Source organism: Neisseria subflava, from assembly GCF_003044645.1.
Classification (GTDB): domain Bacteria; phylum Pseudomonadota; class Gammaproteobacteria; order Burkholderiales; family Neisseriaceae; genus Neisseria; species Neisseria subflava_B.
In genome coordinates, this window is record NZ_POXL01000005.1 from 69711 (window position 1) to 85232 (window position 15522).

Sequence of the window (15522 nt, forward strand, 5' to 3'; positions counted from 1 at the left end):
AACCTGAATATAGGGTTTCAGACGGCCTGAGACCTTTGCAAAATTCCCCAAAATCCCCTAAATTTCCACCAAGACATTTAGGGGATTTCTCATGAGTACTTTCTTCCAGTAAACTGCCCAAGCCATGATTGCCAAACACATCGACCGCTTCCCACTGTTGAAGGTTTCCCTCATGCCAAAATGGATACATTATTGGCAGAAAAAGGCTTGTTTGATCCCCAAGAATTTAAGTTAAGTGTGATGGCAGCATTTGGCTATCGCAAGTAAGAGCCTCACCCAAAAACGCGAAGTGGTGGAATTTATTAAATAATGTTCCACTTTAAACTATCAACGACAAGAAAGGCTGAGCATACCAACATTGGCGTTTTAAGCCCTAACAATGAATACAGGAAGCACTTTATCGATAATTTTGGCCTAATTTTTCCAAGATATACTTAGTCCTGTTAAAACAAGCACCAACTGTTTTATATTTTAATTTCACAAAGAACACTACCATGAAAAATATTAAATTTACCTTATTTGCCTTTTTAGTCGGCATATCCGCTTTATGGCTGTTTGCCACGCCATTTCCAGACAAGTGGGGCGTATTTCCCGTACGTAACCTATTATTACAGTTCACCGGCAGCATCAGCATACTGGCCATGAGTGCTTGTATGATTCTTGCAGTACGTCCCAAAATGTTGGAAGGACTATTTGGCGGATTGGATAAAATGTACCGCCTGCATAAATGGTTGGGCATCATTGCCCTTTCAGGCAGTATCCTGCATTGGATCAGTAAGCAATTCCCCAAATGGCTGGTAAAGCTCGGTCTGTTTGACGGCAAAAAGCCACCGCGCCCACCGATGCAGGAAGTCTTGACTTTAAAAGATTGGTTAGTTACCCAGCGCCATTTTGCTGAAGAAGTGGGTGAGATTGCTTTTTACGTTGCAGTCGTCTTATTGGTTATCGCACTGATCAAACTTATTCCCTACCGTTGGTTTGCCAAACTTCACATCTTAATTGTCCCTGTCTATATTGCACTCGTATGGCACACCATCGTATTGGCAAACTTTGCTTACTGGGCTCAGCCACTTGGCTGGTTGCTGGCTACCGCCCTATTCTTCGGTAGTATTTGTTCCCTCCTCGCCCTCTTTAAACGCATTGGTAAACCGCAAACCGCAACAGTAACTGCCATGAACCAAAACGGCTCCCTGCTTTCACTTACCCTGAATGCGCCAAAATGGCAGGGACACCAAGCCGGTCAATTCCTCTTTTTACGTGCACATGGAGAAAGCCACCCATTTACCATCGCTTCAAACTGGAATCCTGAAAATCAACAAATCAATCTTATCATCAAAGACTTGGGCGACTACACCCATCGTCTGTCTCAACGTTTGAACATCGGTGATACCGTTAAAATTGATGGTGCATATGGCCGCTTCAATTTTTCAGATAAAAATGAACAAATTTGGGTGAGTAACGGTATTGGTTTTACGCCTTTCCTTGCAAGGCTCAAAGAATTAGCCAAACAACCATCCAATCAACAAATTGACTGGTTCCATGCCGATAGAAATTTATCTGCAGAAATAATCAACCAATGGAAAGATTTGGCTCAACAAACGAATGTTACATTCCACTATATTCCTTCTGAAACCCAAAGATTATCAGCTGATCATATTGTACAAAGCGTTCAGAATAGTGAAACCCGCAGTCTATGGCTTTGTGGTAGTCGTAGCTTTACAAACAGTATTGCAGGAAAACTTAAGACACGCTCATTGCATCAAGAGCTGTTTGAATTCCGCTAAATGAACCTGATGAGACCTTTGTTTGGATTTAGGCTGTCGTGGGAAGGGCTTTTTTGCAAAGGTCTCAGCCTTTCTTTATTCGTCTAAACCTTAGTTTTTATCAAAGCTAAGGTCTTCATTTGAATACGATGGTTCAAAAAATATCTTCATAACTTTAATTTAATGGTAAACCTTACAATTCAAGGAAATAACGGTTTTAAAAATAAAAGGCCGTCTGAAAACCTGTTTCCAAGTTTCAGATGGCCTTTATCCGTATGGCTAAACCTTAAAAGCGGTTTAGACGACGATATTCACCAAGCGTCCGGGTACGACGATGATTTTTTTCGCAGGCTTGCCTTCCATGAATTTCACCGCGCCTTCGGTGGCGAGTGCGGCGGCTTCGAGGTCGGCTTTAGAGGCGTCGGCGGCGACGGTGATTTTGCCGCGCAGTTTGCCGTTGACTTGAACCATCACTTCGATTTCGGATTTGACCAAGGCGGCTTCATCGACTGTCGGCCAGCCTGCTTCCCACAGTTTCGCGCCGTTCAATTCGCTCCACAGGGTTTCGCAGATGTGCGGCACGATGGGCCACAACAGGCGTACGGCGGTTTCCAATACTTCTTGGGCGACGGCGCGGCCTTGTTCGCCGCCGGTTTCGGTTTTGTCGTATTGGTTGAGCAGTTCCATCACGGCGGCGATGGCGGTGTTGAACTGCTGGCGGCGGCCGTAGTCGTCACTGACTTTGGCGGTAGTGGCGTGCAGTTTGTGGCGCAGGTCTTTGAGTTCTTTAGACAAACCGTCTTGGTTGCCTGCAAACGCTTTGACCGCGCCGCCTTGTTTCAGGTATTCGTAAACGGTACGCCACAGGCGGCGCAGGAAGCGGTGTGCGCCTTCGACGCCGCTGTCGCTCCATTCGAGGGACTGTTCGGGCGGTGCGGCGAACATCATGAACAGGCGGGCGGTGTCCGCGCCGTAGGCGTTAATCAATTCTTGCGGATCGACGCCGTTGTTTTTGGATTTGGACATTTTTTCCGTGCCGCTGATGACGACGGGCAGTCCGTCGGCTTTGAGGACGGCGGAAACGGGGCGGCCTTTGTCGTCGAAAGTCAATTCGACATCGGCGGGGTTGATCCAGTCTTTGCTGCCGTTGGCGTTTTCACGGTAGTAGGTTTCGCAGACGACCATGCCTTGCGTGAGCAGGCGTTCAAACGGTTCGTCCACGCTGACCAAGCCTTCGTCGCGCATCAGTTTGGTGAAGAAGCGCGCGTATAAGAGGTGCAGAATTGCGTGTTCGATGCCGCCGATGTATTGGTCGACCGCGCCCCAGTATTTTGCGGCTTCAGCCGATACCATGCCTTCTGCGAACTTGGGCGACATGTAACGGAAGAAATACCAGCTCGATTCCATGAAGGTGTCCATGGTGTCGGTTTCGCGTTTCGCCGCGCCGCCGCAGCATGGGCAGGTGGTTTCGTAAAACTCGGGCATTTTTGCCAGCGGCGAACCCATGCCGTCGGGTACGACGTTTTCAGGCAAAACGACGGGCAGTTGGTCGGCGGGGACGGGGACGTCGCCGCATTTTTCGCAATGGACGATGGGAATCGGGCAGCCCCAGTAGCGTTGGCGCGAAATACCCCAGTCGCGCAGGCGGTATTGGGTTTTCGGTTCGCCTGCGTCTTGGCTTTGCAGCTTGGCGGCGATGGTGTCGAAGGCCGTCTGAAAATTCATGCCGTCCAAGTCGCCGCTGTTGACCAATACGCCGTTTTCTTTGTCGCCGTACCATTCTTGCCATTTGTTTGCGTCGAATGCGTTGTCGCCGACGGCAATGATTTGTTTTTTCAGCAGATTGTATTTGGTGGCGAACTCGAAATCGCGTTCGTCGTGCGCCGGAACCGCCATGACCGCGCCGTCGCCGTAGCCCCACAATACATAGTTGGCAATCCACACTTCCAGCTTGTCGCCGTTGAGCGGGTTGACGACGTAGCGGCCGGTCGGCACACCTTTTTTCTCCATCGTCGCCATATCGGCTTCGGCAACCGAGCCGGCTTTGCATTCGGCGATAAATTCTTGCAATTCAGGTTTGTCGGCTGCGGCGGCGGTTGCCAGCGGATGCTCGGCGGCAACGGCAACATAAGTCGCGCCCATCAGCGTGTCAGGACGGGTGGTATAAACTTGCAGGAATTTCGCGTAATCGCCTTCCAATCCTTGTTTGCTGTCGTTTGAAACGGCGAAGCGCACGGTCATACCGCGGGATTTGCCGATCCAGTTGCGCTGCATGGTTTTGACTTGTTCAGGCCAGTGTTCCAGTTTGTCCAAGTCGTTGAGCAGTTCTTCGGCGTAATCCGTGATTTTGAAGTAATACATCGGGATTTCGCGTTTTTCGATCAACGCGCCGGAACGCCAGCCGCGTCCGTCGATGACTTGCTCGTTGGCAAGGACGGTTTGGTCGACCGGGTCCCAGTTCACCGTGCCGTTTTTGCGATAGACGATGCCTTTTTCAAACAGCTTGGTAAACAGCCATTGTTCCCAACGGTAGTATTCGGGTTTGCAGGTGGCGATTTCGCGTTCCCAGTCAATCGCAAAACCCAGGCTTTTGAGCTGGGTTTTCATGTATTCGATGTTGTCGTAAGTCCATGCGGCAGGGGCGACGTTGTTTTTCATCGCTGCGTTTTCCGCCGGCATGCCGAACGCGTCCCAACCCATAGGCTGCATGACGTTGAAGCCGTTTAAGAGTTTGAAGCGGCTCAATACGTCGCCGATGGTGTAGTTGCGCACATGCCCCATGTGCAGCTTGCCGCTGGGATAGGGGAACATGGAGAGGCAGTAGTATTTGGGTTTGGAAGCGTCTTCGGAGACGTTGAAAATACGGGCGTCATCCCATTTTTTCTGCGCCGCAGGCTCGATGGCGGCGGGTTGATATTGTTCTTGCATGATGTTTCGCTTTGTACAAAAGGCGTTGGAAAATAAAATCAAACGCAGATTATAGCGGATTCAGAAGCGGATTGCTTGTGTCGTAACATCATGTCAAACCGCTTTGGCATTGTTGTTTCCCGTTTGTTTTGACATGGAAGAACGCAAACAATCAAAAGGCCGTCTGAAAACAGGGTTTCAGACGGCCTAGATATGAAACGGTTAACGGTAAGTCTGGCAACGGCCGCCATCAGCATCAGGCATAAAAAGGAAGCAACTTTTTTATCAAGGAAGAAAATCTTTCTAATATAAAACAGCGGTATAGGGTCAAATATTCTTTCACTTTAAGGCCATTATCATGTTTTGACAAGGCGAGGGAGGCTGTCTGAAACAAAATTTTCAGCCGGCCTTAAAAATATCGACTTGAGTTTTTTACCTTCCGCCCACATATCCGACCCAGTTCAAATTTATTCAAAACACTATCAAACTATGAGTACCCAAGATTATTACGAAACCCTTGGTGTTGCCCGCAGCGCTAGCGACGATGAAATCAAAAAAGCCTACCGCAAGCTGGCAATGAAATACCATCCCGACCGCAACCCTGACAACAAAGAAGCGGAAGAAAAATTTAAAGAAGTCCAAAAAGCTTACGACACCTTGTCTGACAAGGAAAAACGTACCATGTACGACCAATACGGCCATGCCGCGTTCGAACAGGGCGCAGGTGCGGGCGGATTCGGTGGCTTTGGCGGTTTTGGCGGCCAAGGCGGATTCGGTGGTGCGCAAGGCTTCGATTTTTCCGATATTTTCAGCCAAATGTTCGGCGGTGGCGGCAGCTCAGGCGGCCGTCAGCCGGATTACAGCGGCGCAGACTTGCAGGTCGGCATAGAGATTTCGCTTGAAGAAGCCGCCAAAGGCGTGAAAAAACGCATCAACATTCCGACTTACGAAGAATGTGATGTCTGCCACGGCTCAGGTGCCAAACCGGGCACATCCGCATCGACTTGTTCGACCTGTCACGGCTCAGGTACGGTACACGTCCGCCAAGCCATTTTCCAAATGCAGCAGACTTGTCCGACTTGTCACGGTACAGGCAAAGAAATCAAAGATCCTTGCGTCAAATGCCGTGGTGAAGGCCGTACTAAGACCAGCAAAACGGTTGAAGTCAACATTCCGGCAGGCATCGACGACGGGCAACGCATCCGCTTGAGCGGCGAGGGCGAACCGGGTCAACACGGTGCGCCGGCAGGCGATTTGTACGTCAATGTCCGCGTAAGACAGCACAAAATCTTCGAGCGCAACGGCTTGGACTTGCATTGCGAACTGCCGATCAGCTTTGCCATTGCCGCATTGGGCGGTGAAGTCGAAGTGCCGACTTTGGACGGCAAAGTCAAACTGCACATTCCGAAAGAAACGCAAACCGGCCGCCGTATGCGCGTGAAAGGCAAAGGCATCAAGTCTCTGCGTTCCAGCTCGACCGGCGATTTGTACTGCCATATTTTGGTTGAAACACCGGTCAACCTGACCGACCGTCAGAAAGAGTTGCTGGAAGAATTTGAAAAAATCTCCTCCGGCCTCAATCTCAGCCAAACCCCGCGCAAAAAATCGTTTTGGGAAAAAGTAGGCGAAAAAGTAGGCGATTTGTTCTCCGATAATTAATCGTTGTGAAAAAGGCCGTCTGAAACCTACTTGAATGAGGTTTCAGATGGCCTTTTGTTTTTCTTTTTGTTGCTTCAGGCTATGGTTTGCCTTACAATTCGCGCTTCACTCTTACGGGAGTAGCCATTCGGCGCAATGCCGAAACCGTTGTCAACATAATCGGCTTGTGCGGCCGTGGCAGCGGTATCTTCTCTGCTTTATCGGAAGACAGGCAAGACGTAAGCGTTGTCCATACCCTTGCGGGCGGTATGCACAGCGCTTTTTGTTTGCCCGCTTTTCGGTTGAGTATCTTAAATCATGGAAGCTTTTTTCTCCTCGATGCTGGGCGTTGCCATTGCCGAAATCGGCGATAAGACGCAATTACTGGCGCTCTTTTTGGCAGCACGTTTTGCCCATAAAAATGCGATTGTTGCCGGTATCTTTATTGCAACCCTGTTGAACCATCTTGTTTCAGCCGCACTCGGTGTCTGGCTGGCATCCGCTATTTCGCCCGAAGTCATGAAATGGGTGGTCGGCGGCAGCTTTATTGCGGTTGGATTGTGGCTGCTGTTGCCGGACAAAGACGAAGACCCTGACGGCAAGTGGCTGAAATACGGCGCATTTACGGCGACGGTCGTCCTGTTTTTCTTGGCTGAAATCGGCGATAAAACGCAGATTGCAACAGTTCTTTTGGCGGCAAAATACCAATCTATCCTGCTGGTCGTGGTCGGCAGTATTGCCGGTTTGATGATTGCTTCTGTGCCTGCCGTGTATTTGGGCGAAATGCTGATGCGCAAGATTCCGGCCAAAGCAGTGCGCATTGTTGCGTGTATCTTGTTCTGCTTACTGGGTATTTTGACTCTGCTTGGCGACGGTATTGTGTTGAAGGCCGTCTGAAATGTGGGACATTGTTTTTGAACACAAAGACTTTGTGGTCATCAATAAGCCTTGCGGCGTATCGGTGCACAGCGAATCGGAAGGGGATGTTTGTCTGACCGCATCGCTGGCGCAGCAGCTCGGTGTTGAACGCGTGTGGCTGCTTCACCGATTGGACAAGGCCACCAGCGGCCTGTTGCTGTTTGCGCTCAACCGCGACAGCGCGGCCGCTTTGTCGGCACAGTTTGCCGAGAAAACCATGCGTAAAACTTATTTGGCACTCGGTACGCACAAGCCGGCGAAAAAGCAGGGCTGGGTGAAAGGCGGTATGGCGCGTTCGCGGCGCGGTACATGGAAGCTGACGCGTGATGAGGATAATTTTGCCGTTACCCGTTTCAGCAGCCAAAGCCTGAAGCCCGGTTTGCGCCTGTTTGTGTTGCAACCGTTTACCGGCAAAACCCATCAGCTGCGCGTGGCCATGAAAAGCATAGGCAGTCCGATTTTGGGCGATACGCTGTATGGCGGCGATGAGGAGGGACATCTGTTTCTGCACGCTTGGCGTTTGGTTTTCGACTATCGCGGCGAGCATTTCGATATTCGGGTTGCGCCCGATAAAACATGGCCGTCTGAAATCGATTTGTCGGCGTGTTTGGGTTCGGATGAGTCCGAATAGGAGCAGTGAAATTTTTGTGTATATTAAAAAAGGCCGTCTGAAATTGTTCAGACGGCCTTTTGATTGTTTCAAGTTTACATTTCCAATTCACTCAAGCCCGGCAAGTCGGCAAAACAGCGGTCGTGCGTGATTTGGCAGAAGTTGTCCAGATAGCCTTTGTTGGCATCTTCCGTACGAATGGCGGCATAAAGTTTGCTTTGCAGGCCGTCTGAAGTAATTTTGCGGTGGACGACGTAGCCTTTTTCCAGATACGGCATAACCGTCCAGTAGGGCAGGGCAGCGATACCGCGTTTGCTGGCAACCAGCTGAATAATGGCAATGGTCAACTCGCTGTGGCGGCGTGGCGGGTTAATGCCTTTGGGCAGCAGCACTTTTTTGGGCAAATCCAGCATTTCGTCGGGGACGGGATAAGTAATCAGGGTTTCGTCGATAAAGTCTTCCGCTTCCCAAACGTCTTTGTCGGCAAGCGGGTGGTCTTCTGCGCAGATGCCGACCATTTCATAGGCAAACAGAGGGCGGTAGCTGATGCCGTTGAGCGGCTCGGCTTCGGAAACGATGGCAAGGTCGGCACGGTGTTGCAGTAACAGCCCGACCGGATCGGCTTGGAAACCGGAGACGATGTCCAATTCAACTTGCGGCCATAAGGGGCGGAACTCGCCCATGGCAGGCATCAGCCAGTCAAAGCAGGTGTGGCATTCGACGGCAAGCCTGAGTTCGCCGGCTTCACCTTCAATAATCCGCACCAAATCACGTTCGGCGGCTGCAACCTGCGGCAACAGCTCGCGCGCCAGTTGCAATAGGCGCATACCGGCCGGAGTGAAGCGCAAAGGTGTGGATTTACGTTCAAACAACGGCGTTTCGTAATAATTTTCCAAGGCGCGGATTTGGTGCGACAGGGCAGATTGGGTCAGGAAAACCCGTTTGGCGGCAAGGGAAACGCTGCCGGTTTCTTCTAAAGCCAGCAAGGTTTTGAGATGACGCAATTCGATAATAGAGTCCATGTGTTTTCAGACGGCCTGTGGGTAAGGTGGGGTATATTAAAATAATTCATGATGATGTGCAAATGATTAATGTTGGGAATGATTGCTGAAATCAGAATGTAAGAATTTGAGGCATAAACAGATTTTGCGGTTAGAATGCGAAGCTGTTTTTGAAGACAGATATAAGGAGCGGAATATGACTTTACGCCGCGAAATTCTGGCTTGGTGTGATGAGACTTTGCAGGTCGGGCTGTTTAAGGACTATGCGCCCAACGGTTTGCAGGTTGAAGGCAAAGAAGAAATTGCCAAAATCGCCACTTCGGTTACCGCCAGCAAAGCGGCAATCGATTTTGCCGTAGAGCAGGGGGCGGATCTGCTTTTGGTTCACCACGGTATGTTTTGGAAAAGCGAGCCTGTCACGATTACCGGTTGGAAAAAAACACGCATTGAAACCTTGCTGCAACACCAAATCAATATGGCGGGCTACCACCTGCCGCTGGACGCACACCCGCAACTAGGCAATAACGCGCAGTTGGCCGAGAAACTCGATTGGGTGCTCGAAAAACAATTCGGCGAGCAAAACCTGTTGAATACAGGCCGTCTGAAAACCATGCAAACGCTGGCGCAGTTGTCTGAACGCATCGAGGCGGTATTTGACCGCAAGCCGACCGTTATCGGCGATCTTGAGCGCGAAATCAAACGCATTGCCTGGTGCAGCGGCGGTGCGCAGGGATTTTTTCAGACGGCCGCAGACGAAGGTGTCGATGCGTATCTGACCGGTGAGATTTCCGAAGCGCAATATCATCTTGCCAACGAAACGGGTGTGGCATTTATCAGTGCCGGACACCATGCGACAGAACGTTACGGCGTCCGCGCCTTAGGCGATGCCGTGGCAGAAAAATTCGGTATCGAAGTGGTTCACTTTGATGAAAACAACCCTGCCTGAGTATTGAGCAATATCATAAAAACTTTACCTTATTTTAAATAATGCTTTGAGTATTACAACAAACTAGGTAGAATTACGCTGTTTAATGGCTCGGTATTCCCAAAAATTTAGGACGACTGAATAATGGATAATCAAGAAATCAACAACGGCCGCCGCCGTTTCCTGACACTGGCTACTTGCGGTGCAGGCGGTGTGGCGGCTCTGGGCGTAGCTACGCCCTTCGTGGCCAGCTTCTTTCCATCGGAGAAAGCTAAGGCTGCCGGTGCTGCTGTCGAAGTAGATGTCAGCAAAATCGAAGCAGGCCAAATGCTGACTGCCGAATGGCAGGGTAAACCGATTTGGCTGGTCAACCGCACAGATCAACAGCTCAAAGACTTGAAAAGTTTGGATGGCTCAGTTACGGACCCTAATTCCGAAGTGGATCAGCAACCGGAATATGCTAAAAACGAGCACCGTTCGATCAAGCCGAACCTCCTCGTCGCTATCGGTATCTGTACCCACCTGGGTTGCTCTCCGACTTACCGTCCCGACATTGCTCCCGCCGACTTGGGCGCAGACTGGAAAGGCGGTTTCTTCTGCCCTTGCCACGGTTCGAAATTCGACATTGCAGGCCGAGTATACAAAGGTGTTCCTGCACCGACCAACTTGGTTGTACCGCCTTATAAATATCTGAGCGATACAACTGTTTTGGTGGGCGAAGACTAAAAATAAGGAACGATAATTATGGCAAACCAAACCAATAGCAAAGCAAAAGCATTGTTAGGCTGGATGGACGCTCGCTTCCCTCTGTCTAAAATGTGGAATGAGCATTTGGCTCAATACTATGCGCCGAAGAACTTCAACTTCTGGTATTACTTCGGCTCTTTGGCTCTGCTCGTCCTTGTAATTCAAATCGTCAGCGGTATTTTCCTGACCATGAACTACAAACCGGACGGCAACCTTAACGCCTACCATCTGCCTGCTGCCTTTACCGCAGTAGAGTACATCATGCGCGACGTGTCCGGCGGCTGGATTATCCGCTACATGCATTCCACCGGCGCATCTTTCTTCTTCATTGTCGTTTATCTGCACATGTTCCGTGGTCTGATTTACGGTTCGTACAAAAAACCTCGTGAATTGGTGTGGATTTTCGGTTCCCTGATTTTCTTGGCATTGATGGCAGAAGCCTTTATGGGTTACCTGTTGCCTTGGGGTCAAATGTCTTTCTGGGGTGCGCAGGTAATTATTAACCTGTTCTCCGCCATCCCTGTTATCGGTCCCGATTTGTCCACTTGGATTCGCGGTGACTTCAACGTTTCCGACGTTACTCTGAACCGCTTCTTCGCCCTGCACGTTATCGCAGTGCCTCTGGTATTGCTCGGCTTGGTCGTGGCTCACATCATCGCCCTGCACGAAGTGGGTTCTAACAACCCTGATGGCGTTGAAATCAAGAAAAACAAAGACGAAAACGGTATTCCTCGCGATGGTATCCCATTCCATCCTTACTACACTGTTAAAGACATCTTGGGCGTCGTTGTATTCCTGATTGTCTTCTGTTCTGTGTTGTTCTTTGCACCTGAAGGCGGCGGCTACTTCCTTGAGGCACCAAACTTCGATGCAGCGAATGCGCTGAAAACACCTCCGCACATTGCGCCGGTATGGTACTTCACTCCGTTCTACGCAATTTTGCGTGCGATTCCTTCCTTTGCCGGTACTCAGGTATGGGGTGTAATCGGTATGGGTGCAGCAGTTGTACTGATCGCCTTGTTGCCTTGGTTGGATAAAGGCGAGGTTAAATCTGTCCGCTATCGCGGCCCAATCTTCAAAACTGCGTTGGTTCTGTTCATCATTGCCTTCATCGGTTTGGGTATTTTGGGTGCAATGGTAGCAACTGATACTCGTACTTTGGTTGCACGTATCCTGTCTTTCGTCTACTTTGCATTCTTCCTGGGTATGCCGTTCTATACCAAACTGGATGCCAACAAACCAGTTCCTGAACGCGTAACCATGAGCACTACTAAACAAAAAATTATGTTCTTTGTTTACGTCGGTATTACCGTTGTCGGTGCTTACTTGTTTGCAACCAATATCTGATGAGGGCAGCGAAAATGAAACAAACTCTGAAAAACTGGTTTGCTGCCTTATTGCTGGCAGTGCCTATGAGTGCAGCCGTCGCCAGCGGCGGCCATGCAAACTACGAAAAAGTCGATATCGACCTGCGTGACCAAGTCAGCCTGCAGCACGGTGCGCAAATTTTTACAAACTACTGTTTGTCTTGCCACTCTGCAAGCGGTATGCGCTTCAACCGTCTGAAAGACATCGGTTTGACTGAAGATGAAATCAAGAAAAACCTGATGTTTACAACAGACAACGTTGGTGATGTCATGGTAGCGGCAATGGATCCGAAAGATGCCTCCAAATGGTTGGGTGCGCCTCCGCCAGATTTGACCCTGATTGCCCGTTCTAAAGGTGCAGACTACCTGTACGCTTATATGCGCGGTTTCTATAAAGACCCAACTCGTCCGAACGGTTGGAACAATACCGTTTTGGCCGGCGCAAGTATGCCTCACCCATTGTGGGAGCAACAAGGTGTTCAAGCCGTTGAGTTGGATGCCAAAGGTCAGCCCGTTATGATTAAAGACGAGCATGGCAACCTGACTCCTAAACTGTATTGGGAATCTACCGGTCTGCACAGCCGTCGTCTGCCTAACGGTAAAGTAATCCAAAAAGAGTATGATGCTTATGTGCGCGATTTGGTAAACTACCTGGTATACATGGGTGAGCCTGCTCAATTGCAACGCCACCGTATCGGTTACATGGTTTTGACATTCCTGTTTGCCGTAATGTTGCCGTTGGCGTACTTCCTGAAAAAAGAATTCTGGAAAGACGTTCATTAATTCTTTTGAATCAAAAAAGGCAAACCTGTTTCAGGTTTGCCTTTTTTGTTTGCTTAATCAATTTATGTCGAATTAATGCAAATCTAAAAATTACTTAATGTAAACAGTGTGTTATTTTAAATTTATGGATTAAGTATTTGAAATTATGTATAATTCTTTCTGAATTTTTATAAGGCTTAAGGCCGTCTGAAAAGATTGATCAGGAGTAGAAGATTATGATGACTTTGTATTCAGGTATTACTTGTCCATTCAGCCAACGCTGCCGTTTTGTGCTGTACGAAAAAGGCATGGATTTTGAAATCAAAGATGTGGACGTGTTCAATAAACCTGAAGACTTGGCTTTGATGAATCCGTATAACCAAGTACCGGTTCTAGTTGAGCGTGATTTGATTTTGCACGAATCAAATATTATCAACGAATACATTGATGAGCGTTTCCCTCATCCTCAACTGATGCCGGGTGATCCTGTTATGCGCGGTCGCGGTCGTTTGGTGCTGTACCGTATGGAAAAAGAATTGTTCAGCTTGGTGCAAGTGTTGGAAAACCCTGAATCTACCAATAAAGAACAAGCTAAAGCGCGTGAAGCCATTGGCAATGGTTTGACACTGTTGGCGCCGTCTTTTACTAAAAACAAATACATCTTGGGCGATGACTTTTCCATGATTGATGTTGCCTTGTCTCCACTGTTGTGGCGTTTGGACTATTACGACATCAAACTGGGTAAATCTGCTGCGCCTTTGCTGAAGTACGCCGAGCGGATTTTCCAGCGCGAAGCCTTTATTGAAGCATTGACGCCGGCTGAAAAAGCCATGCGCCGCTAAAGGACGGATCTATGGCAACTTCAACCAAACCATATTTGTTGCGTGCTTTGTATGAATGGTGTCTGGATAATAACCAAACACCGCACATCGTAGCTTGGGTAAATGAACATACCCGTGTGCCGATGCAGTATGTGCGTGACAATGAGATTGTTTTAAATATTGGCTCTACTGCCAGCCATAACTTGAATATCGACAACGAATGGGTCAATTTCTCTGCACGTTTTTCCGGCGTAGCGCACGAGATTTGGATTCCGGTTGGTCATATTGTCAGTATATTTGGTCGCGAAAGTGGAGAGGGTATGGGGTTTGAGGTAGAACCATATCAGCCTGCTTCTATCGAAGCTGCAGTGGCTGAAGATAAAAAAGCTGAATCTACGGAAGAAAAACCGAAAAAAGTATTGAAGCTTGTGAAGTAAGTAAAAGATAAAAGGCCGTCTGAAATGTTTCAGACGGCCTTTATTGATTGGGTATTGAAATGGCAAAATTAATGAGCAATCAGTTATTAATTAAGCCAAACAAAAAAGCTCTTGCGTTTAACAAGAGCTTTTTTGTTTAGTGGTGGAGGTAAGCGGGATCGAACCGCTGACCTCTTGCATGCCATGCAAGCGCTCTACCAACTGAGCTATACCCCCAAAATTTGGTGGCGAATCAGGGATTCGAACCCCGGACACAAGGATTATGATTCCTCTGCTCTAACCGACTGAGCTAATTCGCCGTTTCGTGAAGTGGCTATTATAGTTTTTTTTGAATATTTGGCAAGCGCTAATTTTGTTTTTTTTTATTTCTTATTGTTTTTAAAAAATAAAAAGTAAGTTGTCAGGCTATAGTTTATGGCAAATGTCGCCGTGGCTGAAGCCTGCCCAGTCGATATCGATGTTTTTGCCAAAAGCGATCACTTTAAAAAGTTCGCCCATTTCGTGCTGATGTATCAGTTTCTGTACTGCGGCGGCTGCTTGGATGTATTCAATTGAATCCGGACTGCCGATTTGCGCCAGCAGATCAGTGATGCCGAGATTGAGCAGGAAATAAGATTGGGGCAGGTAGCCGATTAAGTCCAAACCTGCTTCCGTGCCGGCGCGTGCAATATCGGTGAAATTGACGTGCGCAGTCAAATCGGTCAGGCCGATATTGAAAAATGGGTCGTGGATAGTGTGATGGCGATAGTGGCCGATAAATGTGCCTTCTTTACGTTGCGGGTGGTAATACTGAGCGGCATCAAAGCCGTAATCGATAAATATTATGCCGCCGCGCTGCAATTTGGCGGACAGGGTTTGGGTAAAGGCATATTGTGCTAGATGCAGCTCGCTTGTGTATGAATGGAGGGGAGGGAGGTACAAGGAGGCTGTTTGTATCAGTTCGGCTTGGGTCAATGGTCTAATGGCTTCGATTAGCTCGTCATTCTCTAGGCTCACGCCGATTTGTTGAAACCCTTCATCTTGATAAATCAAGCGTTCAACCGGCATGGCATCCAATACTTCGTTGCCGATGATGATGCCGTCAAAGTGTTCGGGTAATGTGGTGAGGTGGATGACTTTTGCGGCTGTTTCGGGAGATGTGTGCTCAAGAATATGTTGACGTTGTCTCTCTGCAAGCTCTGCCGATAGCTCGATAATGTAGTAATGATTCAGGCCGTCTGAAAGATTTTGCAAGAGTGTGGTGGCGAGATGGCCTGTGCCTGCACCAAATTCATAGATATTGCCTGCTGTTTGCGGCAGTAATTCGGCAAGTTGTTTGGCAAGGGTTTGTCCGAATAGGGGGGAAAGGGTGGGGGCAGTAATGAAGTCGCCGTCTGTGCCGATTTTATGGCTGCCTCCGCTGTAATAGCCGTATTGAGGTGTGTAAAGGGCAAGCTCCATGAAACGGGAGAATGGTATCCAGTTTTGATGTTGTTCAATTTCGTTTTTTATGAGTTTGGTCAGGTGTGCTGAAGAGGCTTGTGCATCAGGAGAAGGAAGGGGGAGTTGTGGCTTCATGACTGTTAGATAATGTAAAAAATTTGAATTTGTTTGTATATTATAGCCCCTTGTGAGAGGGGTGGTAAT

The 15522-nt window shown here is 48.8% G+C and carries 13 protein-coding genes and 2 tRNA genes; 10 read left to right on the forward strand and 5 right to left on the reverse strand.

The window, feature by feature from the left end:
• Nucleotides 1–494 precede the first annotated feature (494 nt).
• A complete protein-coding gene (locus tag DBY97_RS06695) occupies nucleotides 495–1784 on the forward strand; it encodes a ferredoxin reductase family protein (RefSeq protein WP_107857881.1) in 1290 nt (429 codons plus the stop codon).
• Nucleotides 1785–2060: 276 nt separating this feature from the next.
• On the opposite strand, the gene leuS is transcribed toward DBY97_RS06695, so the two are convergent.
• On the reverse strand, nucleotides 2061–4691 hold the full coding sequence (gene leuS, locus DBY97_RS06700; protein WP_107857882.1) for a leucine--tRNA ligase: 2631 nt from the start codon (nucleotides 4689–4691) through the stop codon (nucleotides 2061–2063).
• A 468-nt stretch (nucleotides 4692–5159) separates the two neighbouring features.
• Here leuS and dnaJ point away from each other — a divergent pair, with 468 nt between their 5' ends.
• The 3 genes from dnaJ (at nucleotide 5160) to DBY97_RS06715 (ending at nucleotide 7857) form a co-directional block, all read left to right on the forward strand.
• Complete coding sequence (gene dnaJ / locus DBY97_RS06705) at nucleotides 5160–6329, forward strand: molecular chaperone DnaJ (RefSeq protein WP_004518914.1); 1170 nt, start codon at nucleotides 5160–5162, stop codon at nucleotides 6327–6329.
• A 297-nt stretch (nucleotides 6330–6626) separates the two neighbouring features.
• A complete protein-coding gene (locus DBY97_RS06710) occupies nucleotides 6627–7205 on the forward strand; it encodes a TMEM165/GDT1 family protein (RefSeq protein WP_107857883.1) in 579 nt (192 codons plus the stop codon).
• A gap of 1 nt (nucleotide 7206) precedes the next feature.
• Complete coding sequence (locus DBY97_RS06715) at nucleotides 7207–7857, forward strand: TIGR01621 family pseudouridine synthase (protein ID WP_107857884.1); 651 nt, start codon at nucleotides 7207–7209, stop codon at nucleotides 7855–7857.
• A gap of 74 nt (nucleotides 7858–7931) precedes the next feature.
• Here the strand turns inward: DBY97_RS06715 and DBY97_RS06720 are convergent, their stop codons facing one another.
• The gene (locus tag DBY97_RS06720; protein WP_003748251.1) at nucleotides 7932–8858 is read right to left on the reverse strand and encodes a LysR family transcriptional regulator; all 927 of its coding nucleotides are present in this window, start codon (nucleotides 8856–8858) and stop codon (nucleotides 7932–7934) included.
• Nucleotides 8859–9033: 175 nt separating this feature from the next.
• Between DBY97_RS06720 and DBY97_RS06725 the strand changes: the two genes are divergently transcribed.
• From DBY97_RS06725 to DBY97_RS06750, 6 genes are all read left to right on the forward strand, one after another.
• Nucleotides 9034–9783, forward strand: a complete 750-nt coding sequence (locus DBY97_RS06725; protein ID WP_107857885.1) for a Nif3-like dinuclear metal center hexameric protein — start codon at nucleotides 9034–9036, stop codon at nucleotides 9781–9783.
• Between the two features lie 123 nt (nucleotides 9784–9906).
• Nucleotides 9907–10488 (forward strand): ubiquinol-cytochrome c reductase iron-sulfur subunit, encoded by a 582-nt coding sequence (gene petA / locus DBY97_RS06730; protein WP_107857886.1) that lies wholly within the window; start codon nucleotides 9907–9909, stop codon nucleotides 10486–10488.
• Nucleotides 10489–10506: 18 nt separating this feature from the next.
• Nucleotides 10507–11856 carry a cytochrome b gene (locus tag DBY97_RS06735; protein WP_107857887.1) on the forward strand — a complete coding sequence of 450 codons (1350 nt, stop codon included), beginning with the start codon at nucleotides 10507–10509 and terminating at the stop codon, nucleotides 11854–11856.
• A 14-nt stretch (nucleotides 11857–11870) separates the two neighbouring features.
• A complete protein-coding gene (locus DBY97_RS06740; RefSeq protein WP_180947878.1) occupies nucleotides 11871–12659 on the forward strand; it encodes a cytochrome c1 in 789 nt (262 codons plus the stop codon).
• A gap of 215 nt (nucleotides 12660–12874) precedes the next feature.
• Nucleotides 12875–13480, forward strand: a complete 606-nt coding sequence (locus DBY97_RS06745) for a glutathione S-transferase N-terminal domain-containing protein (RefSeq protein WP_039861850.1) — start codon at nucleotides 12875–12877, stop codon at nucleotides 13478–13480.
• Nucleotides 13481–13491: 11 nt separating this feature from the next.
• Complete coding sequence (locus DBY97_RS06750) at nucleotides 13492–13896, forward strand: ClpXP protease specificity-enhancing factor (protein ID WP_004518899.1); 405 nt, start codon at nucleotides 13492–13494, stop codon at nucleotides 13894–13896.
• 140 nt (nucleotides 13897–14036) lie between these two features.
• Here the strand turns inward: DBY97_RS06750 and DBY97_RS06755 are convergent.
• From DBY97_RS06755 to DBY97_RS06765, 3 genes are all read right to left on the reverse strand, one after another.
• Nucleotides 14037–14112, reverse strand: a tRNA-Ala gene (locus tag DBY97_RS06755).
• 6 nt (nucleotides 14113–14118) lie between these two features.
• A tRNA-Met gene (locus DBY97_RS06760) sits at nucleotides 14119–14195 on the reverse strand.
• Between the two features lie 106 nt (nucleotides 14196–14301).
• Complete coding sequence (locus tag DBY97_RS06765) at nucleotides 14302–15453, reverse strand: class I SAM-dependent methyltransferase (protein ID WP_107857888.1); 1152 nt, start codon at nucleotides 15451–15453, stop codon at nucleotides 14302–14304.
• Nucleotides 15454–15522: the final 69 nt, after the last annotated feature.